General features: G+C 72.3%; 19 protein-coding genes. 15 read left to right on the top strand and 4 right to left on the bottom strand.

Annotated features, from left to right (window positions below):
- Positions 1-14: 14 nt before the first annotated feature.
- Complete coding sequence (locus AC5PYY_RS13935) at positions 15-299, top strand: hypothetical protein (protein WP_493897401.1); 285 nt, start codon at positions 15-17, stop codon at positions 297-299.
- Positions 299-964: a hypothetical protein gene (locus AC5PYY_RS13930; protein ID WP_493897400.1), complete on the top strand. Its 666-nt coding sequence runs from the start codon at positions 299-301 to the stop codon at positions 962-964. The genes AC5PYY_RS13935 and AC5PYY_RS13930 overlap by 1 nt, the downstream gene beginning before the upstream one ends.
- 400 nt (positions 965-1364) lie before the next feature.
- On the opposite strand, the gene AC5PYY_RS13925 is transcribed toward AC5PYY_RS13930, so the two are convergent.
- The 3 genes from AC5PYY_RS13925 to fumC form a co-directional block, all read right to left on the bottom strand.
- Positions 1365-1910, bottom strand: coding sequence for a DUF4870 domain-containing protein (locus AC5PYY_RS13925; RefSeq protein ID WP_493897399.1), 546 nt, complete (start codon positions 1908-1910; stop codon positions 1365-1367).
- Positions 1907-2794 (bottom strand): DUF3097 domain-containing protein, encoded by an 888-nt coding sequence (locus AC5PYY_RS13920; protein ID WP_493897398.1) that lies wholly within the window; start codon positions 2792-2794, stop codon positions 1907-1909. The genes AC5PYY_RS13925 and AC5PYY_RS13920 overlap by 4 nt, the downstream gene beginning before the upstream one ends.
- 156 nt (positions 2795-2950) lie before the next feature.
- Positions 2951-4354 carry a class II fumarate hydratase gene (gene fumC / locus AC5PYY_RS13915; RefSeq protein ID WP_493897397.1) on the bottom strand — a complete coding sequence of 468 codons (1404 nt, stop codon included), beginning with the start codon at positions 4352-4354 and terminating at the stop codon, positions 2951-2953.
- Positions 4355-4481: 127 nt separating this feature from the next.
- Between fumC and hrcA the strand changes: the two genes are divergently transcribed.
- The 11 genes from hrcA to ptsP all read left to right on the top strand — a co-directional run bounded on the left by hrcA (position 4482) and on the right by ptsP (position 17394).
- On the top strand, positions 4482-5498 hold the full coding sequence (gene hrcA / locus AC5PYY_RS13910; RefSeq protein WP_493897396.1) for a heat-inducible transcriptional repressor HrcA: 1017 nt from the start codon (positions 4482-4484) through the stop codon (positions 5496-5498).
- A 93-nt stretch (positions 5499-5591) separates the two neighbouring features.
- Positions 5592-6713 (top strand): molecular chaperone DnaJ, encoded by a 1122-nt coding sequence (gene dnaJ, locus AC5PYY_RS13905; RefSeq protein WP_493897395.1) that lies wholly within the window; start codon positions 5592-5594, stop codon positions 6711-6713.
- A 3-nt stretch (positions 6714-6716) separates the two neighbouring features.
- Entirely contained in the window at positions 6717-7460 is a 744-nt protein-coding gene (locus AC5PYY_RS13900) for a 16S rRNA (uracil(1498)-N(3))-methyltransferase (RefSeq protein WP_493897394.1), read from the top strand.
- The gene (locus AC5PYY_RS13895; RefSeq protein WP_493897393.1) at positions 7457-8911 is read left to right on the top strand and encodes an MFS transporter; all 1455 of its coding nucleotides are present in this window, start codon (positions 7457-7459) and stop codon (positions 8909-8911) included. Before AC5PYY_RS13900 ends, AC5PYY_RS13895 begins: the two co-directional genes overlap by 4 nt.
- A 12-nt stretch (positions 8912-8923) precedes the next feature.
- On the top strand, positions 8924-9964 hold the full coding sequence (locus AC5PYY_RS13890) for a PhoH family protein (RefSeq protein WP_493897392.1): 1041 nt from the start codon (positions 8924-8926) through the stop codon (positions 9962-9964).
- The gene (gene ybeY, locus AC5PYY_RS13885; RefSeq protein WP_493897391.1) at positions 9961-10473 is read left to right on the top strand and encodes an rRNA maturation RNase YbeY; all 513 of its coding nucleotides are present in this window, start codon (positions 9961-9963) and stop codon (positions 10471-10473) included. Before AC5PYY_RS13890 ends, ybeY begins: the two co-directional genes overlap by 4 nt.
- A complete protein-coding gene (locus AC5PYY_RS13880) occupies positions 10470-12041 on the top strand; it encodes a hemolysin family protein (RefSeq protein WP_493897390.1) in 1572 nt (523 codons plus the stop codon). The genes ybeY and AC5PYY_RS13880 overlap by 4 nt, the downstream gene beginning before the upstream one ends.
- Positions 12031-12954 (top strand): GTPase Era, encoded by a 924-nt coding sequence (gene era / locus AC5PYY_RS13875; protein WP_493897389.1) that lies wholly within the window; start codon positions 12031-12033, stop codon positions 12952-12954. Before AC5PYY_RS13880 ends, era begins: the two co-directional genes overlap by 11 nt.
- 244 nt (positions 12955-13198) lie before the next feature.
- On the top strand, positions 13199-14194 hold the full coding sequence (dhaK, locus tag AC5PYY_RS13870; protein ID WP_493897388.1) for a dihydroxyacetone kinase subunit DhaK: 996 nt from the start codon (positions 13199-13201) through the stop codon (positions 14192-14194).
- Positions 14195-14198: 4 nt separating this feature from the next.
- Positions 14199-14825: a dihydroxyacetone kinase subunit DhaL gene (dhaL, locus tag AC5PYY_RS13865; protein ID WP_493897387.1), complete on the top strand. Its 627-nt coding sequence runs from the start codon at positions 14199-14201 to the stop codon at positions 14823-14825.
- Positions 14826-14832: 7 nt separating this feature from the next.
- On the top strand, positions 14833-17394 hold the full coding sequence (gene ptsP / locus AC5PYY_RS13860; protein WP_493897386.1) for a phosphoenolpyruvate--protein phosphotransferase: 2562 nt from the start codon (positions 14833-14835) through the stop codon (positions 17392-17394).
- Positions 17395-17520: 126 nt separating this feature from the next.
- Here ptsP and AC5PYY_RS13855 read toward each other — a convergent pair whose 3' ends face one another.
- Positions 17521-18159 (bottom strand): alpha-ketoglutarate-dependent dioxygenase AlkB, encoded by a 639-nt coding sequence (locus AC5PYY_RS13855; protein ID WP_493897385.1) that lies wholly within the window; start codon positions 18157-18159, stop codon positions 17521-17523.
- A 158-nt stretch (positions 18160-18317) separates the two neighbouring features.
- On the opposite strand from AC5PYY_RS13855, the gene recO reads away from it, so the two are divergent.
- Both recO and AC5PYY_RS13845 read left to right on the top strand, forming a co-directional pair.
- Positions 18318-19049, top strand: coding sequence for a DNA repair protein RecO (gene recO / locus AC5PYY_RS13850; RefSeq protein WP_493897384.1), 732 nt, complete (start codon positions 18318-18320; stop codon positions 19047-19049).
- The gene (locus tag AC5PYY_RS13845) at positions 19050-19838 is read left to right on the top strand and encodes an isoprenyl transferase (protein ID WP_493897383.1); all 789 of its coding nucleotides are present in this window, start codon (positions 19050-19052) and stop codon (positions 19836-19838) included.
- Positions 19839-19851 lie beyond the last annotated feature (13 nt).

Below are 19851 nucleotides of genomic sequence, written 5' to 3'. Positions count from 1 at the left end.
ACGGTGGGTTGCGTATGGCTTTTTCGGAGGCGACCCGGTGGCGCTGCGCGCCGCTGCGCGCACGTGAGCGGGTAGACGGGCAGGACCCGATTCTCGAGCCGGTGGGCCAGGCGCTCGTCGCGGTGACCTTGAGCAGGATGGAATCCGCGACGCCGGAGCAGACCCGCTTTTCCGGTCTGTATTCCGGCCCTGACGGCACCTACCTGTCGCGACAGGAGCAGGACGGGCTCATCCGGTTCCGTGGAATGAGCTTCGAGCCAGTGCTGGATTTCGTCGGCACACTCCTCCGGGCGAGCTGATGGGTGAGTCCGCCGGCCCGCTGCGCGGGGCGGACATGGGTCGGGTGCTGCGGACCTTCCGCTGCTGGCCCGGACCGATCTCGTCGGTGGTCATGACCGTGATCACCGTCGGGGTGGTGGCCTGGCAGTGGTGGGCCGTCCCGGAGGACCCGCTCTGGTTCCGGTTTTTCGTGCTGTTCCTCATGCTGCTGCTCTGCTCAACCCTGGCGTTGCCGGGGATCCTCGAACGGCATCGGGTGTGCGAGCACGGTCTGGTGCTGGGCTACGGTCCCACGCGCAGCGCGAGGTATGTCGTCCCGTGGGCGAGCGTTGACCCGGGGCGGGTGCGGTTGCTGCGCCGAGGTCAGCTCATCTCGCGGCACCGGGGGATGCCGCAGGTCAGCCCGCACTACCGGATCGGCACCGGCCCCTTGGCCTACCGCTCGGTGGCTGTGAACGGCCTCGACACGGCGAGCAGCCCGCCGCGGGACGGACAGCGCGGGGCCGGCTGTGCGTGGTGGATCCTGGGCAGTCCGCAACCGAAGAAGGTGGCGAGGGCGATCGAGGACGCGATGGTCGCGGACGGGCATACCCGGGCCCGGGGGCTGGCCGTCCGCGCCGTCGAGCAGGAGATCGTCGTGCCCTGGACACCGGAGCCGTCCCCGCTCCGGCCGCGCACGAGATAGGCCTCTCCCGTCCGACGCAGTTCACCGACACGCCACCGTCGGTCCCCGGACCGGACACCTCCGAGCACGAGAATGAGGGCAGACCCTGCCGGGTATGAGCCAGCAGGGCCTGAGCCTGATCAGATGGATGTGGCCCGGTTCGCGGAGTATGAGTCCGCGAACCGGGCCACGATCCGGCCGTGATGCTGCCGGACGGTGCGCAAGGTGTCGGTGGCTCGGCTCCCGCATCACCGGGAGCGTCGACCGGCACGAGGCTGGTCGACAGTCGAATCCTCGACACGCCTTGCGACCCGCTCTCCCCTGGGGGGAGTGCGTGGGACATGTCTAGTCCTTCGCGGGCGGGTGCGCAAGAGGGAACGCGAAAAACTTTGCCGCCGCCCTCCGCCCGCCCGCCGGGTGCCTAGCTGAGCAGCCGGATCTGGAACGGGTAGTCGTAGACCTCGCCGTTGGAGGCCTTGATCGCGCCCTTGATGTGGCACCAGAGCTGCACGACGAAGAGCACGATCCAGACCGGGATCGCCCAGAGGAAGCCGATCCCGAGCGTGATGATCACGCTGATCCAGGTGACGACGCTCGCGATGGTCAGGGACAGGTTGAAGTTGAAGGCGCCGGCCGACGCGGTGCGGACCGCGTGCGACTTGTCCTTGTAGAACAGCCAGATGAGCAGCGGGCCGAGGAAGGGCACCCAGCCCACCGAGAGCAGCATGGATATCGGGGCGGACAGGTGCGCCAACAGCATCATCGTCTTCTCGTCGCCCTGGGGCTGCTGCTGCCCGTAGCTCTGCTGGTAGCCCTGGGGCGGCTGCTGCTGGTAGCCCTGCTGATACCCCTGGGGCGGCTGCTGCCCGTAGGGCGGCTGGGAGCCCTGGGGTGCGGGGTCCGGCGGGATGTCGCCCCGCTGCTGCGGGTCGTGCTGGCCGCTCGGGGGAGGGGGTGTCTGGGTCATGAGTGCTCCTCGGGTTTCACGGTGACGAAGTCGATCAACTCTTCGACGCTGGCGAGCAGCGTCGGTTCCAGGTCACGGTATGACGTTACTCTCGCCAGGATCTGCCGCCACCCTCGCGCGACGTCGGCCTGGGTGGCGTGCGGCCAGCCGAGCTCGGCCAGGATGCCGTGCTTCCACGAGCGACCACGCTCGATGACCGGCCAGGCGTCCAGCCCGAGCCGCTGCGGCTTCACCGACTGCCAGACGTCGACGTAAGGATGCCCCAGGATGCGGACCCACGGGCTCACGCGGGCGGCCTGCGCGACGATCCGGCTCTCCTTGGTGCCGGGCACGAGGTGGTCGACGAGGATGCCGAGCCGGGAGTCGCGGGTCGGGCCGAAGCTCCGGATCTCGGCCGACAGGTCGTCGACGCCGTTCAGCATCTCGACCACCACGCCCTCCACCCGCAGGTCGTCTCCCCAGACCTTCTCCACCAGCTCCGCGTCGTGCTTGCCCTCGACCCAGATCCGGGAGCCGGTCGCGGTGCGGGCGGGCTGGTCGTGGACCCGCACCGATCCGCTCGCGGTCCGGGAGGCGGCCTGACGGTGCTCCGCCAGCCGGGCGGCCTGCTCCCGGTCGGTGGGCGGCGTGAGGATCACGGGCTTGCCGTCGAGCAGGAAACCGGGCCCGAGCGGGAAGCCCTTGCGCCGCCCGCGCCGGTCCTCCAGGTGCACCACCCGCATACCCCCCGCCTTCTCGACGGCCACGACCGCGCCGCACCAGCCGGAGTCGACGTCCTCGACCACGAGGCCGAGCTCGGCGGCGACCTCCGTGGCCCGGCCGCGCTTCGGGGCGCGCCAGTCGGTGGCCAGAACATCCGTGCCGTAGCCGTAGCGATCGTTCACAACCGTCGACCGTAACGCCTGTGACAGGAGTGCCGTGTGAGGCTCGCCCAGTGCACCGAGCGCGCGTTCGTCACGCACCGAGCGCGCGTTCGTCACGTCACGACGCGACGAACGCGCGTCCGGTGCGCGACGAACGCGCGTCCGGTGCGGGAGGGGTCAGACGGTGCGGGGGCGGGTCATGTCGAGCGGCACCACCCAGGCGTCGAACTCCTCGGCGGTCAGGTGGCCGCTCTCCAGGGCCGCCTCGCGCAGCGTCTGGCCGCTCTTGTGCGCCGCCTTGGCGATCGCCGCTGCCTTGTCGTAGCCGATGTGCGGGTTGAGCGCGGTGACCTGCATGAGGTTGCTGGCGAGGTTGGCCTGGATCCGCTCGGTGTGCGGCTCGATCCCCTGGGCGCAGCCGGTGTCGAAGGCGAGGCAGGCGTCCGAGATGAGCCGGATGCTCTCCAGCACGGCGTGCACCATGACCGGCTTGAAGACGTTGAGCTGGAAGTTGCCCTGGCTGCCGGCGAAGGCGACGGTCGCGTCGTTGCCGAAGACCCGGGTCGCGACCATGGTCATCGCCTCGGACTGGGTGGGGTTGACCTTGCCGGGCATGATCGAGCTGCCCGGCTCGTTCTCCGGGATGGTCAGCTCGCCGATCCCGTTGCGCGGCCCGGAGGCCAGCCACCGGACGTCGTTGGCCATCTTCATGAGCGCGCCCGCGAGCGTCCGCAGCGCAGCGGAGGTCTGCACCAGCGCGTCATGGGCCGACAGCGCGGCGAACTTGTCCTCCGCGCTGCGCAGCTCCAGCCCGGCCTCCTCGCCCATCTTGCGCGCCGCGAGCGCCCCGAAGTCCGGGTGCGCGTTGAGTCCCGTGCCGACCGCTGTCCCGCCGATCGCGAGCTCACGCAGCCCCTCACCCGCGTGCCGCACCTCCCCGAGCGCGTAGTCGAGCTGCGCCACCCAGCCGCCGATCTCCTGACCCAGCGTGATCGGGGTGGCGTCCTGCAGGTGGGTGCGCCCGACCTTGACGACGTCGGAGAACTCCTCCGCCTTGCCGGCGAGGGTGTCGCGCAGCGTGGTCACCGCGCCCTCCAGCCGGTCGCGCAGCTCCAGCAGCACCGCGATGTGCATCGCTGTCGGGAAGGTGTCGTTGCTGCTCTGCCCCCGGTTGACGTGGTCGTTGGGGTGCACCGGCGTCTTGCTCCCCATCTCCCCGCCGGCCAGCTCGATGGCGCGGTTGGAGATGACCTCGTTGGAGTTCATGTTGCTCTGGGTGCCGGACCCGGTCTGGAAGACGACGAGCGGGAAGTGGTCGTCGAGGTCTCCGGCGATGACCTCGTCCGCCGCGCGCACCACGAGGTCGGCGACGTCCGTGGGCAGTTCACCGAGCTCGGCGTTGGCCTGCGCGGCGCCCTTCTTGAGGATGCCCAGCGCCTGGATGACCGGCCGCCCCCACACGAAGGTGTCCTGCCCGATCGGGAAGTTGTGGATGCTGCGCTGCGTCTGCGCGCCCCAGTAGCGGTCGGAGGGAACCTCCACCTGGCCCATGCTGTCGGTCTCGATGCGCGGCTCGCTCATGGCGCACATCGTATGCCGTCGAGCCCGCCCGCCACCGCCGTCCCGCGGGATCCGTCCCCGACGCTCGCGCTCGCGTAGACTGGCACTCCATACCCGTGAGTGCCAGTGACGCCGGAGGGAGGCGACCGTGAGCGAGGACCGCAGGCTCGAGGTGCTGCGCGCCATCGTGCAGGACTACGTACGGACCTCCGAGCCGGTCGGCTCCAAGACCCTCCTCGAGCGGCACCAGCTCGGGGTCTCCGCCGCGACCGTGCGCAACGACATGGCGGTCCTCGAGGAGGAGGGCCTCATCAGCGCGCCGCACACGAGCGCCGGGCGGGTGCCGACGGACGCGGGCTACCGCCTCTTCGTCGACCGGCTGCAGCAGATCAAGCCGATGAGCCGGGCCGAGCGCACGGCGATCGCCCGCTTCCTGGACGGCGCGGTCGACCTCGACGACGTCGTCACGCGGACCACGCGCCTGCTGTCCAGCCTGACCCAGCAGGTCGCGGTGATGCAGTATCCCAGCCTGTCCCGCTCCACCGTCCGGCACGTCGAGCTGGTCCCGGTCGGCGGCACCCGGCTCATGATCGTGCTCATCGTCAACACCGGGCGCGTCGAGCAGCGCGTCGTCGACGTGGCTCGCGACCTCACCCTCGAGCCCGACGTCGTCGCCCACCTGCGGGCGCTGGTCAACGAGCTCGCGGTGGGGGAGCGGCTCTCGACGATCGCCGCCGGCCTGGCCGCCCTCGGCGACCGCGTCGCCCCGGGTGACCGCGCGTTGGCGGAGATCGTCGTCGACGCCCTGGCGGACGCGGCCGACGAGCGCACCGAGGAGCGGATCGCGCTGGCCGGGACGGCCAACCTGGCCCGCGTCGGCACCGACTTCCCGACGTCCCTGTCGCAGGTGCTGGAGGCGCTGGAGGAGCACGTCGTGCTGCTGCGGCTCATGGGCAGCATGGCCACCCTCGACGGCGAGGCGGTCGCGGTCGCCATCGGGGCCGAGAACCCCTACGAGCCGCTGCGCACCACGTCGGTCGTCGCCACGACCTACGGCACCGCGGGCGGGCTCGGCGTCGTAGGGCCGACCCGCATGGACTACCCCCAGGCCATGGCCACCGTCCGCGCCGTGGCCCACTATGTCGCGGAGATCCTGGACGGGTGAGCCACCTCACGGCATACCCGGGCCCCTCCCGCCGTTGACCGAACCAAGAACTGACCGGACGCACGCCCACGACCCTCAAGGACGCGCACACACGTGAACGACTACTACGCCGATCTCGGAGTCTCCCGCGAGGCCACCCCCGAGGAGATCAAGAAGGCCTATCGCAAGAAGGCCCGCCAGCTGCACCCCGACGTCAACCCCGGCCCCGACGCCGAAGCGGAGTTCAAGCGGGTCAGCCAGGCCTACGACGTGCTGGGCGACCAGACCAAGCGCGCGTCCTACGACCGCGGTCAGGACCCCTACGGCGGGGCGACCGGCGGCTTCGGGCAGGGCTTCACCTTCAGCGACATCATGGACGCCTTCTTCGGCGGGACCGCGGCGGGCGCCCGGGGGCCGCGCTCGCGCGTGCAGCGGGGCCACGACGCGCTCGTGCAGCTCGACATCGACCTGCGCACCGCCGTCTTCGGCGGCGAGGAGACGCTGCAGATCGACACCGCGGTGGTCTGCACGACGTGCTCGGGCGCGGGCGCGCAGCCGGGTAGCGGCACCCGCACCTGCGAGGTATGCAGCGGTCGCGGGGAGGTGCAGCAGGTCCAGCGCTCCTTCCTCGGCCAGGTGATGACCTCGCGTCCGTGCCAGGCGTGCCGGGGTTACGGCGACGTCATCGAGCACCCGTGCTTCGACTGCTCCGGCGAGGGGCGCGTGCGCACCCGGCGTGATCTCACGCTCAAGGTCCCCGGCGGCGTCGACTCCGGCACCCGCATCGCGCTCGGCGGCGAGGGCGAGGTCGGCCCCTTTGGCGGGGAGCCTGGCGACCTCTACGTCGAGATCGCGGTCGAGGCCGACGACACGTACCAGCGGCGTGGCGACGACCTGCACTGCACCCTCGAGGTGCCGATGACGGCCGCCGCCCTCGGGGCCACCCTGCCGGTGGAGACGCTGGACGGGCCGATCGAGGTCGACCTGCGCTCCGGCACCCAGCCGGCCGAGACGATCACCCTGGACGGCAAGGGCGTCACCCACCTGCGCGGTCAGGGCCGCGGCGACCTGGTGGTCCACCTGGACGTCAAGGTCCCGACCAAGCTCACCGACGAGCAGCGCGGTCTGCTCGCCCAGCTGGCTGAGAGCCGGGGGGAGTCCCGCCCGACCGGCCGGATGGGCAGCAGCTCCGGCGGCCGCAAACACAGCCTGTGGGACGCCTTGCGTGGCCGGTGACCGTTGACGGCGCCGCTCTTCCTCGTCGACGCGGCGACCCTGGCGCAGGAGGCTGACCGCCTCGTCCTCGACGGACCGGAGGGCCGGCACGCGGCGACCGTGCAGCGGATCGGGCCAGGCGAGGAGGTCCTCGTCGCCGACGGGGCGGGGGCAGGGGCCACCTGCCGGGTCCTTGCCGCGCGACCCGGCGAGCTCGAGCTCGAGGTGCTGCGGCGGCACACGGCGCCCGCGCCCGACCCGCGGCTCGTGCTCGTGCAGGCCCTCGCCAAGGGCGACCGCGACCTGCAGGCGATCGAGGCGGCGACCGAGCTCGATGTCGACGAGGTCGTGCCCTGGCAGGCTGATCGCAGCGTCGTGCGCTGGCGCGGCGAGCGGGGGGCCAAGGCGCTGCGCAAGTGGGAGCAGACGGTGCTCGCGGCGACCAAGCAGTCCCGACGCCTGCGCCTCCCGGGCGTGGGGGCGCCGGTCGACCGGGGGTCGCTGGTGGCGCGCGTCTCGGCCCCGACCTCGACGCTGACCCTCGTGCTCCACGAGGAGGCGACCGAGGCGCTCGCCGACGTGGCCCTTCCCGAGACCGGCGAGGTGCTGCTCGTCGTCGGCCCCGAGGGCGGCATCGCAGGCGACGAGCTCGATGATCTCCTCGCCGCGGGTGCGCGCCCCGTGCGCCTGGGCCGGACGGTCCTGCGCACCTCGACGGCCGGCCCGGCGGCGCTCGCGGTGCTGCAGTCCCGGCAGCGGTGGCGATGACGACCAGCCGGCCGGGGTCGAGAACGCTGCGGCGCCGGCGCCGGCGCCATCCGAGCGACCCCGCGGGCCCCGACGCCTCGCCGCTCGGTCTCTTCAGCCCGGGCATCCGGTCGGCCTCCGTCGGCGCCACCGCCCTCATCGCGATGTTCGCGCTCGAATACATCGCGGTCGGCGCGGCGATGCCCACGGTGGCGGAGGCGCTCTCCGGCTACCACCTCTACAACATGGCCTTCGGCGCGACCGTCGCCGCGAGCGTGGTCGGCATGATCGTCGGCGGCTGGTGGTCCGACCGCAGTGGCCCTCGGACGGTCGTCGTCACCGGTGCGCTGCTCTTCGCGGGCAGCCTGCTGGTCGCGGGCCTCGCCCCGACGATGGAGATCTTCGTCGCGGGGCGGGCCGGGCAGGGCCTCGGGTCGGGACTGGCCTCGGTCGCCATCTACGTCGTCATCGCCCAGCGGGTGCCGGACGACCTGCGCCCCGCGGTCTTCTCCCTGCTCGCGGCCGCCTGGGTGCTGCCCGGGCTGGCCGGACCCCTGCTCACCGGGGTCCTCGTCGAGCATCTCTCCTGGCGGTGGGTCTTCCTCGGCGTGGCGCCCGCCGTCCTGCTCGCCCTGGCGGTCCTGCGGCCTGCGTTGCGCTCCACGCGACGCCCCGAGGGTGGCTCGGGGGCCCACCTGCGGCCCGCAATCATCCTGTGGGCCGTCGCGGCGGCGCTGAGCGTCGGGGTGCTCAACCTGGCCGGCGACAGCGTCGCCGGCGTCGAGTGGCTCGTCGGGGGCATGGCGCTGCTGGTCCTGCTCATCGCGAGCCTGCGGCTGCTGCCCCGCGGCACCCTCGCGCTGGGGCGGGGCCTGCCCTCGGTCATCGGGGTGCGGGGCGCGCTCGGGGGCTCCTTCCTCGCCGCCGAGGCCTATCTCCCGCTGCTGCTGCGCGACGAGCACGGCTACGGGCCCGCGCAGGCCGGCGGCGTGCTCGCCGTCGCCTCGGTCACCTGGGCGCTGGGGTCCTGGTGGCAGGGGCGGCTGCCCGCCGCCACCGATCGCTACCGCGTCATGCTCGGCGGCGTGCTCTGGTATGCCGTGCTGACCGGCCTGCTCGTCCTGGCGGTGCTGCTGTCCTGGCCCGGGTGGGTGCTCATCGTCGGCTACGGGCTGGCCACCCTGGGGGTCGGTGTCGCCTACCCGACCACCTCGCTGCTGACGATGCGGCTCTCGCCCGAGGCGGAGATCGGGCGCAACTCCAGCGCGCTGCAGGTCGGTGAGGCGTTGACCGGGGCCTTCGCCCTGGCGATCACGGGGGTCGTCTTCGGGCTCTTCTATGCCACCGCCCCGCACAGCGCCTTCGTCGGCACGATGGTCGTCGCCCTCGTCGTGGGGGTGCTCTCGGTCGTGAGCGCCAGCCGGGCCCGGCCCGCGGGGAAACCGGCTGGCCCTGTCGGATCCGGCGTCTAGACTGGAACGGACATGAGCCAGACCGACAGCAGCACGTCCCGACCCCGCCCCACCCATACCGTCGTCATCCCCGACGACGTGCCGATGGTGACCCTCCTCGGCCCGCGCGACGAGTTGCTGCGCACCGTCGAGCGCGCCTTCCCCAAGGTCGACGTGCACGTGCGCGGCAACGAGTTCCGGCTCACCGGTGACTCCGGCGAGCTCGCCCTGGTCGAGCGGCTCGTCGACGAGCTGCTGGCGATCGTCGGCCGGGGGCAGCCCTTGAACCGCGATGCCGTCGAGCGCAGCATCGGGATGCTGCGCACCGCCACGAGCGACCGGCCGGCCGACGTGCTGACGATGAACATCGTGTCCAACCGCGGCAAGACGATCCGGCCCAAGACGCTCAACCAGAAGCACTACGTCGACGCCATCGACCACCACACGATCGTCTTCGGCCTCGGCCCCGCGGGCACGGGCAAGACCTACCTGGCCATGGCGAAGGCGGTCGCCGCCCTGCAGGCCAAGCAGGTCAACCGGATCATCCTCACCCGACCCGCCGTCGAGGCCGGCGAACGTCTGGGCTTCCTGCCCGGCACGCTGACCGACAAGATCGACCCCTACCTGCGGCCGCTCTACGACGCGCTGCACGACATGGTCGACAGCGAGTCGATGTCCAAGCTCATGGCCGCCGGCACGATCGAGGTGGCCCCGTTGGCCTACATGCGCGGGCGATCGCTCAACGACGCCTTCGTCATCCTCGACGAGGCGCAGAACACCTCGCCCGAGCAGATGAAGATGTTCCTCACCCGGCTCGGCTTCGGCTCCAAGATGGTGGTCACCGGAGACACCACCCAGGTCGACCTGCCCGGCGGCACGAAGTCCGGCCTGCGGGTCGTGCAGGACATCCTGGCCGGCGTCGAGGACATCCACTTCTCCCACCTCACCAGCCAGGACGTCGTGCGGCACCGGCTCGTGAGCGACATCGTCGACGCCTACGGCCGCTACGACGACCGGCAGCAGCGTCCCCGGGCCCGTCGCGGCCGTGACGGGCTCGAGGAGGGCTCCTCGTGATCGAGGTCCTCAACGAGTCCGGCGAGGTGCCCTCGCCGGTCCCCGAGCAGGAGCTGGCCGACCTCGGTCGGCACGTCCTGGACCAGCTGCGGGTGCATCCGCGCGCGGAGTTGGCGATCACGCTCGTCGACGAGACGACGATGGCCAATCTGCACGAGCGGTGGATGGACCTGCCCGGGCCCACCGACGTCATGAGCTTCCCGATGGACGAGCTGCGCCCGGGAGGCCGGGGCGAGGACGCCGGGGAGTCCGGCGAGGGGGTGCTCGGCGACGTCGTCCTCTGCCCGTCCTACGCGCGGACCCAGGCAGAGCGGGCCGGTCACGCGGTGGGCGACGAGATCCTGCTCCTGACCACCCACGGGATCCTGCACCTCCTGGGTTTCGACCACGCCGAGCCCGCGGACGAGCGGGAGATGTTCGACCTCCAGCGGACCCTGCTGCTGACCTTCCTCGCGCACCGTGGCCGCACCACGACGGCCGCCGACGACGGCGTGGTGGGTCGCTCGTGATCACGCTGGTCCTCATCGCCGTCCTCTCCACGGTGGTGGCCTTCCTCCTGACCGCGGGGGAGACCGCGCTGCAGCGCGTGACCCGGCACCGCGCCGAGCAGCTGCTCGACGACGGTCGCTCCGGGGCCAAGGCGCTCGCGCGCATCGCCGCGGACCCCGCTCCCTATCTCGCGGTCGCGGCCTTCGTCCGGGTCGCCGCCGAGGCGGCCACGGCGGTCGTGGTGACGGTCGCGGTCGGCATGCTCACCGCCTCGGCGTGGCAGACCGGACTCATCGCGATCGCCATCATGGTGCTGGTCACCTTCGTCCTCGTCGGTGTCTCGCCCCGCACCCTGGGTCGGCAGCACAGCGAGCCGGTGGCCCTGACGGCGGCGCCGGTGGTGGTGCTCATGCGGCTCTTCCTGGGACCGATCGCCAAGCTCCTGGTCGTCTTCGGCAACGCGATGACACCTGGCCGGGGGTATGCCGAGGGCCCGTTCGCCACGGAGACCGAGCTGCGCGAGCTGGTCGACCTGGCGGGGGAGTCCGCGGTGATCGAGGACGAGGAGCGGGAGATGATCCATTCCATCTTCGAGCTCGGCGACACCGTGGCGCGCGAGGTGATGGTGCCCCGCCCCGACCTCGTGACGATCAAGGCCGAGAAAGTCCTGCGTCAGGCGATGTCGCTCTTCCTGCGCTCCGGCTTCTCGCGGGTGCCCGTCATCGGGGAGGACACCGACGACGTCCTCGGGATGCTCTACTTCAAGGACGTCGCGCGCGCCGTCAACAGCCGGGCGGAGTCGGCGAGCTCGGTGCCGGTGACCGAGGTGATGCGGCCGGTGCAGCGGATCCCGGAGATGAAGCGGGTCGACGACCTGCTCCGCGAGATGCAGCAGGGCCGTCAGCACGTCGCGCTGGTCATCGACGAGTACGGCGGCACCGCCGGGCTGCTCACCATCGAGGATGTCGTCGAGGAGATCGTCGGCGAGATCACCGACGAGTACGACCGTGACCAGGTCGAGGTCGAGCAGGTCGCCCTCGACGACGGCACCGAGGTGACCCGCGTGCCGGCGAACCTCCCGGTCGACGACCTCGCCGAGATGTTCGAGGTCGAGATCGAGACCGAGGACGTCGACTCCGTCGGTGGGCTGCTCGCGACGGCGATCGGCATGGTGCCGATCCAGGGCTCGGTGGGCGAGCTTGCCGGGTTGGAGCTCACCGCCGAGCGCATGGCCGGACGGCGGCGCCGGGTCGCGACGGTGCTCGTGCGCCGGTTGAGCGAGGAGGAGCAGGAGCCGGAGGAGGAGCAGGCTTCGAACGGCCGGGGCGACTCCGACGGACGGACCCTCGGTGCGGCCGAGGCTGACGGCTCCGGCGACGCGTCCGATGCGGACGCGGGCACCCGCAGCGGTCGCGGTCCCGCCACCAGCGACGCCCACGCCGACGGTGGCGACGGCACGTCCTCCGGCCGCGGCGACGACCGTGCCGACGACGGCACCCCCACCGGCCACCACCACGGGGACAGCGACCGCCGCGCTGCGGCCGACCGCAGGGACAGCAAGGACGAGGTGAGCAGCAGTGCCGGGTGAGGACACGACATACCGCAGCGGTTTTGCCTGCCTGGTGGGGCGCCCCAACGCGGGCAAGTCGACCCTGACCAACGCGTTGGTGGGGGCGAAGGTGGCGATCACCTCCTCCAAGCCGCAGACGACGCGGCACACCATCCGGGGGATCCGGACGACCGACGACTCCCAGCTCATCCTCGTCGACACACCCGGCCTGCACCGACCTCGGTCGCTGCTCGGGCAGCGGCTCAACGACCTGGTGCGGGAGACGTTGCTCGGGGTCGACGTCATCGGCTTCTGCCTGCCGAGCGACCAACGCGTCGGTCCGGGTGACACGTTCATCGCGCGCGACCTCGCCGAGCTGCGCCAGGTGCGCACCGTGCCGGTCGTCGCGATCGCGACCAAGGCCGACGCGGTGAGCCGTGACCGACTCGCCGAGCATCTCGTGTCGATCGACCAGCTCGGCGACTTCGACGCGATCATCCCGTGCTCGGCGGTGCGGGGCGACCAGGTGGACGAGGTCGCCGACCTGCTGGCCTCCTACCTGCCCGCGTCGCCGCCGCTCTATCCCGCCGACCAGATCACCGACGAGTCCACGGTGGTGCACATCGCGGAGCTGGTGCGCGAGGCGGCGCTCGAGGGCGTGCGCGACGAGCTGCCGCACAGCCTGGCCGTCCAGGTCGAGGAGATCGTCCCGCGCGAGGACCGTCCCGACGACTCGCCGCTGTCGGACGTGCGCGTCAACGTCTTCGTCGAGCGGTCCAGCCAGAAGGCCATCATCATCGGCCGCGGCGGCTCCCGGCTGCGCGAGGTCGGCACCGAGGCGCGGGTCGGCATCGAGCGGCTGCTCGGCCACCGGGTGCACCTGGACCTGCACGTCAAGGTCGCCAAGGACTGGCAGCGGGACCCCAAGGCGCTGGACCGGCTCGGTTTCTGAGCGCTGGGCCGTCGCTGGTGCTGGTGACGGGCGCGGCCAGCACCGGTCGGGTCCTCGGGCGCGAGACCGGTAGTTCACCCGTTCCGTCCCAGCGACGCGCCGGACACGACCGGCTGCAGCGTTCACCTGAACGCTGCAGCCGATCCCGACCGGCCGGTCGCCGGGACCGATCGGTCCCGACGACAGGTCGGCGAGCGACGTCATACCCTCACCTCGCGGCGCGATCCGTGGCAGAGTGACGCCTATGAAGAAACTGCTCAACGACCCCGACGACGTGGTCGTCGAGGCGCTGCAGGGGATGGCTCTGGCGCACCCCGAGCGGCTCCGCGTCGACCTCGACCACAAGCTCGTGCTCCGCGCGGACGCGCCGGTCTCCGGCAAGGTTGCGCTGGTCTCCGGTGGTGGCTCCGGGCATGAGCCGCTGCACGGGGGCTTCGTCGGCCGCGGGATGCTCGATGCCGCCTGCGCGGGCGAGGTCTTCACCTCTCCGGTGCCCGACCAGATCCTCGCCGCGACGACCGCCGTCGACGGTGGCGCGGGCGTGCTGCACGTCGTCAAGAACTACACCGGCGACGTCATGAACTTCGAGATGGCCGCCGAGATGGCCGAGGGCATCGAGGTCGAGGCCGTCGTGACCGACGACGACGTCGCGGTCCAGGACAGCCTCTACACCGCCGGGCGCCGCGGCGTGGGCGTCACCGTGCTGCTGGAGAAGATCGTCGGGGCGGCGGCCGAGCAGGGGCGGCCCCTCGCCGAGTGCGCCGAGCTGGCTCGCAGGGTCAACAGCCAGGGCCGGTCGATGGGCATCGCGCTCACCTCGTGCACGGTGCCGGCGGCGGGGAAGCCGACCTTCGAGCTCGCCGACGACGAGATGGAGATCGGCATCGGGATCCATGGTGAGCCCGGCCGCTCGACGGAGAAGCTCGCGCCGGCCCGCGACGTGGCGGCCAGGCTGGTCGAGCCGGTGCTCCAGGACCTGGAGCTGGCGCGGGGCGAGAGCGTGCTGGCCTTCGTCAACGGCATGGGCGGGACTCCGCTGCTCGAGCTCTACCTCATGTATGCCGAGGTCGCGAAGCTGCTCGACGGGGCCGGGATCACGGTCGCCCGTTCGCTCGTCGGCAACTACATCACCTCCTTGGACATGGCCGGGTGCTCGGTCACCCTGCTGCGGGTCGACGAGGAGATGGTCGGCCTGTGGGACGCTCCCGTGGACACACCGGGTCTGCGCTGGGGAGGATGAGGACATGGCTGACCTGACTGCGTTCCAGACCTGGATCTCCGACTGCGCCACCACGGTGGCGGACCAGGCTGACCACCTGACCGACCTCGACCGCACCATCGGTGACGCCGACCACGGCAGCAACATGAAGCGCGGCTTCACCGCCTGTGCCCAGCTCGCCGAGCAGGAGGACTTCGGCAGCCTCGACGCCTACCTCAAGAAGGTCGGGATGACGCTGGTGAGCACGGTCGGCGGCGCGTCCGGGCCGCTCTACGGCACCTTCTTCCTGCGCCTCGCCGGCCCGCTCTCGGCCACCCAGGACGCCGACGCCGGCGAGTTCGGCCAGGCGCTGCGGGCCGGGGTCGAGGGCATCGTCGCGCGCGGCAAGGCCGAGGAGGGCGACAAGACGATGTATGACGCGCTCGCCCCCGCCCTGGCCGCCTACGACGCAGCCGTGGCCGAGGGCAAGGGGCTGGGTGACGCGTTGCAGGACGCCGCGAGCGCCGCCGGAGCCGGCCGCGATGCGACCGAGCCGATGGTCGCCCGGAAGGGGCGGGCCTCATACCTCGGGGAGCGCAGCGCCGGTCACGTGGACCCCGGCGCGACCAGCGCCACGCTCCTGCTCGAGGCCGCCGCGCGCACCCTGAGCTGAGCCGACGATGATCGGGGTGGTCGTCGTCTCGCACAGCCGTCCCCTGGCCCGGGCCGCGGTCGCTCTGGCGAGCGAGATGCGCTCCGGCGACGGACCTGACCTGCAGGTCGCGGCGGGGCTCGACGACGACACGACAGGCACCGACGCCATGGCGATCGCGGAGGCGATCGGCCGTGCCGACCAGGCCAGCGGTGGCGACGGCGTGCTGGTGCTGCTGGACCTCGGCAGCGCCGTGCTGTCCGCCGAGATGGCCCTGGAGATGGTCGAGCCGGAGGTGGCCGATCGGGTACGGCTGAGCCCCGCGCCCCTCGTGGAGGGTCTGATCGCCGCCACCGTCGCGGCGGGCACCGGCGCCGATCTCGACACCTGCGCGCAGGAGGCGCGGCGCGGGCTCGAGGCCAAGGCGACCCACCTCGGAGGCGGCGACGGCGGCGACGACGGCGCCGGCGACGACGGCGAGGGCGGGGGCGAGGGCGACGCGGGTGGCGCGGACGGAGCGCATGTCGGCGCCGACGGAGACGGCGCAGACGATGCGGCGTGGGAGCAGGTCGACGTCTCGGTGCTGGGTGATCACGGACTGCACGCGAGACCGGCGGCCCGCCTCGTCTCGACCGCGGCCCAGGTCGCTCCCGGCACGCGGGTCCGCGTGCGCAACCTCACCGGTGGGACCGGACCTGTCGAGGCGATGAGCCTGTCCTCGGTCGCGACTCTGGCGGCGCGGCAGGGGCATGTGCTGCGGGTGGAGGCCACCGGCCCCGACGCCAGCGCCGTGCTGGCCGACATCGAGGCACTGGCGGCGACGGCCTTCGGTGACACCCCCGCTCCCGCCGAGCCGATGGCTGACCAGGAGCAGCCGGCACCGGCGGTCTCGGACGAGCCGGGTGTGGCGGGCTCCGGGCTGGACGCGGCGATGGGCCCTGCGGTGCTGGATCAGGTGCTGCCCGAGCGGGCGGATCGCGAGGGTGGGTCGCCGCAGGGGGAGCACGACCGGCTGCGGGCCGCGGTGGCGGAAGCCGTCGACCGTCTCGGTGAGCTCGCCGCGCGGGCCCGGCGTCACCTGGGCACGGGACACGCCGAGGTCTTCGACGCCCACGCTCTGCTGCTGCGCGACCCCGAGCTCTCCTCTGACGTCTCGGGCCGGATCGACGGCGGGGCCAGCGCCGTCTCGGCCTGGCAGGACGCCGTGGCCGCCGTGGCGGGCAGGTTCGAGGAGCTGCCGGACGCCTACCTGCGGGAGCGGGCGCAGGACGTGCGCAGCGTCGGTGAACGGGTCATGCGGGTGCTGCTCGACGCAGAGGAGCCCGAGGAGCTGGGGCAGGGCGTCCTGGTCGTGGACGAGCTCGACCCGGCCCTGGCGATTTCGTTGGACGCCACGGCGATCCGCGGCGTGGTGACCCTGCGGGGCGGAGCACTCGGTCACGGCGTGCTCATCGCCCGGGCCCGGGGGGTGCCGGTCCTCACCGGCGTGGGGGATCGCGGTCGGGTCGCTGCCGGCACGGTGCTGGCCTTCGACAGCCGCAGCGGACGCTTCGAGATCGATCCACCGGCAGAGGTGCAGACGGCTTTCGAGGAGATGCTGGAGCGGCGCCGCGCCTATCGGGAGCAGGCGCTCGCCGACACCCACCTCCCGGTCGTCACGCGGGACGGGGCACGGGTGTCGGTCAAAGCCAACGTCTCCTCGCCCGCGGTGGCGCGGCTCGCCGCCGGACTCGGGGCCGAGGGGTCGGGGCTCGTGCGCACCGAGGCGGTCTTCGCGCAGTGGCACCGGGCCCCGGACGTGGCGGAGCAGATCGAGGTCTTCTGCGCCATCGCCGAGGCCTTCGCGCCGCACCCGGTGACGATCCGCACCTGGGACGTCGGCGGTGACAAGCCGCTGGAGTTCATGCCGATGGAGCCCGAGACCAACCCCTTCCTCGGCGTGCGCGGGCTGCGCGCGTTCCGGGCCGATCCCTCCCTGCTGCTCGACCAGCTGGAGGCGATCTGCCAGGTCGCGCGCCGCCACCGGGTCAACGTGCTCTTCCCCATGGTGACCACGGTCGACGACGTGGACTGGGCCAAGGAGCGGCTGGCCGAGGCAGCCCGGCGGGCCGGGTTGTCGGCGCCGCCCGAGCAGCTGGGCGTGGGCATCATGGTCGAGGTCCCTGCCGTCGCCGTCCGACTGGCCCGGTTGGCCCGCGGGCTGGACTTCGTCTCGATCGGCAGCAACGACCTGAGTCAGTACACCCTGGCCGCCGAGCGGGGCAACGCGCATGTGGCGCCCTGGTCCGACGCGCTGGACCCGGCCGTGCTGCGGCTGGTGCGGCTCATCAGCGACCAGGCCCCCGAGGGGGTCGTCGTCAGCCTGTGCGGCGACCTGGCCAGCGACCCCGAGACCGCTGGGCTGCTGGTGGGGCTCGGCGTGCGCGAGCTGAGCGTGTCGGCGAGTTCGGTGCCGACCGTCAAGGCACTGCTGCGCGCCTCGTCACGCCGCCAGCTGCAGGACCTCGCAGCCGGCGCCGTCGCGGCCCGCGACGCCGCGGCGGTGCGAGACCTCCTGGCCCAGCACGCCCAGGGTGCCCGCACCCCCTGAGGCGGCCTCGTCCAGCTCCCGCTGAGCAGGCGTGCGCAGGCACCCACCGGCTCCCTGCTTCCGCGACCAGCACGCCGCCGGCGGACGCCACGGCATACCGCGAACCGGTGCCGCACCCACCCCCTCTCAGCGCACCCCGCGGGGCCGGAACTGGATGCTGATCCTGGGCCCGACCGGGCTGCTGGTCTTGGGCACGCAGTGGTCCCACGTGCGCTGGCACGAGCCGCCCATGACGAGCAGGTCGCCGTGACCCAGGACGTGCCGGATGCTGTCGCCGCCACCGCGCGGCCGCAGCAGCAGCGCCCGCGGAGCGCCGAGCGACACGATCGCCACCATCGTGTCGTGCTCCTTGCTGCGCCCGATCCGGTCGCCATGCCAGGCCACGCTGTCCCGCCCGTCGCGGTAGAGGCACATCCCCGCGGTGCGGAACGGCTCACCCAGCTCCACGGCATACCGGTCGCTGAGGGCCACCCGAGCGTCCTCGAGGACCGGATCGGGCAGCCGCTCGCCCCCGGCGTAGAAGCGCAGGAGGCGCGGGGTGGTGACCTGCTTGTCCCACATCTGGCGCTCCTCGCCATGCCACTCGACCCCGGCCGGCCCGCCCAGCGCGAGGCGCGTGAAGAGGGCGTCCGAGCCGGTGACCCACCCGGGGCGGACGTCGATCCACGCGCCGTGCTCGAGGTGCGTCCGGTGCACCGAGTCATGCCCGAGGCTTCGGAGCCCGACCTCGTCGACCTGGTCCAGGAGTGATCCCTGCAGCATCATGACGACACTGTAGAACATATGTGCGATGACGTCGACGGCTCGTGCGCCCGCGTGACCAACGCGCGTTCGGTGCGTGACGAACGCGCGTCCGGTGCGGCAGCGTCCGGAGGTCCGGCGCGTTGCGGCAGGGCGGCAGCCTCGGGTGGGACACTGGGAGCATGCCGACCTACCGTGACGCCGCCGTGGTGCTGCGGACGTACAAGCTCGGTGAGGCAGACCGGATCGTCGTCATGCTGGGGCGGACGCGCGGCCGCATCCGCGCGGTCGCCAAGGGGGTCCGGCGCACCTCGAGCAAGTTCGGCGCCCGGCTCGAACCGGGCATGGTCGTCGACGTGCAGTGCTACGAGGGTCGCAGCCTCGACACCATCACTCAGGCTGACGGGCTGGCCGCCTACGGCGAGGTCATCGCCCGCGACTACCCGTCCTTCACGGCGGCCAACGTCATGCTCGAGACCTGCGAGCAGCTCACCGAGGAGGGCACGCCGGCGCTGCAGCACTTCCGGCTCCTCGCGGGCGGACTCGCCGCCCTGGCCACCGGTGACCACCCGCCGCGGCTGGTGCTCGACTCCTACCTGCTGCGAGCGCTCGCGATCGCGGGGTGGCGCGCGAGCTTCGTCGACTGCGCGCGGTGCGGCATGAGCGGTCCGCACCGCGCCTTCCACGTGCCCTCCGGTGGCGTCGTCTGCCCGGTATGCCGTCCACCCGGCTCGACCGCGCCGGCGCCGGAGACCCTGGGGCTGCTGTCGGCGCTGTTCACGAGCGACTGGAGCGTCGCCGACGTCAGCGAGAGCCGCCACCGCAGCGAGGCGAGCGGCCTCGTGGCGGCATACCTGCAGTGGCACCTGGAGCGCGGAGTGCGCTCGCTGCGCCACCTGGAGAGGACGCCGTAGATGAGCACCCGCAGCCCTCGCAGACCTTTCCCGCACCCTTCCGGTGCGACGCCGCCGCCGGTGCCGGCCGACCTGGTGCCGCGGCATGTGGCCATGGTCATGGACGGCAACGGCCGCTGGGCCAACCAGCGCGGCCTGAAGCGCACCCAGGGCCACGAGGCGGGGGAGGCCTCGCTGCTCGACGTCATCGCCGGCGGGATCGAGATCGGCGTGAAGTGCATCAGCGCCTACGCCTTCTCGACCGAGAACTGGCGCCGCAGTCCCGACGAGGTGCGCTTCCTCATGGGCTTCAACCGGGCGGTCATCCATCGGCGCCGGGAGGAGCTGGACTCCTGGGGGGTCCGGGTGGTCTGGTCCGGGCGGCGGCCGAGGCTGTGGAAGTCGGTGATCTCCGAGCTGGAGTCGGCCGAGCGGCAGACCCGCGACAACGACGTCATCACGCTCAACTTCTGCGTCAACTACGGCGGGCGGGCCGAGATCGGCGACGCCGTGCGGCGCCTCGCCGACGACGTCAAGGCGGGTCGGCTGTCCCCGCGCGGTGTCGACGAGCGCACGATCGGGCGGTACCTCTACCAGCCGGACGTGCCGGACGTGGATCTCTTCGTGCGCAGCTCGGGGGAGCAGCGCACCTCCAACTTCCTGCTCTGGCAGAGCGCCTACGCCGAGATGGTCTTCCAGGACATCCTCTGGCCCGACTACGACCGGCGACACCTCTGGGCCGCGATCGAGCAGTACGCCTCCCGCGACCGGCGTTACGGTGGCGCTGTCGACGCGCCGGCACCGGAGTGACCACGGGAGGGCA

The organism is Serinicoccus sp. JS2-9 (assembly GCF_059025165.1).
The sequence above is the reverse complement of the archived record's forward strand: the minus strand, read 5'-3'. Positions and strand labels throughout refer to the sequence as shown.

Excerpts from the sequence above, each read along its gene's own strand:
- AC5PYY_RS13895 (WP_493897393.1), top strand. The coding sequence starts at position 7,457 with ATGACGACCAGCCGGCCGGGGTCGAGAACGCTGCGGCGCCGGCGCCGG.
- AC5PYY_RS13845 (WP_493897383.1), top strand. The coding sequence starts at position 19,050 with ATGAGCACCCGCAGCCCTCGCAGACCTTTCCCGCACCCTTCCGGTGCG.
- dhaL (WP_493897387.1), top strand. The coding sequence starts at position 14,199 with ATGGCTGACCTGACTGCGTTCCAGACCTGGATCTCCGACTGCGCCACC.
- AC5PYY_RS13930 (WP_493897400.1), top strand. The coding sequence starts at position 299 with ATGGGTGAGTCCGCCGGCCCGCTGCGCGGGGCGGACATGGGTCGGGTG.
- AC5PYY_RS13890 (WP_493897392.1), top strand. The coding sequence starts at position 8,924 with ATGAGCCAGACCGACAGCAGCACGTCCCGACCCCGCCCCACCCATACC.
- dhaK (WP_493897388.1), top strand. The coding sequence starts at position 13,199 with ATGAAGAAACTGCTCAACGACCCCGACGACGTGGTCGTCGAGGCGCTG.
- recO (WP_493897384.1), top strand. The coding sequence starts at position 18,318 with ATGCCGACCTACCGTGACGCCGCCGTGGTGCTGCGGACGTACAAGCTC.
- AC5PYY_RS13925 (WP_493897399.1), bottom strand. The coding sequence starts at position 1,910 with ATGACCCAGACACCCCCTCCCCCGAGCGGCCAGCACGACCCGCAGCAG.
- AC5PYY_RS13935 (WP_493897401.1), top strand. The coding sequence starts at position 15 with ATGGCTTTTTCGGAGGCGACCCGGTGGCGCTGCGCGCCGCTGCGCGCA.
- fumC (WP_493897397.1), bottom strand. The coding sequence starts at position 4,354 with ATGAGCGAGCCGCGCATCGAGACCGACAGCATGGGCCAGGTGGAGGTT.
- AC5PYY_RS13855 (WP_493897385.1), bottom strand. The coding sequence starts at position 18,159 with ATGATGCTGCAGGGATCACTCCTGGACCAGGTCGACGAGGTCGGGCTC.
- ptsP (WP_493897386.1), top strand. The coding sequence starts at position 14,833 with ATGATCGGGGTGGTCGTCGTCTCGCACAGCCGTCCCCTGGCCCGGGCC.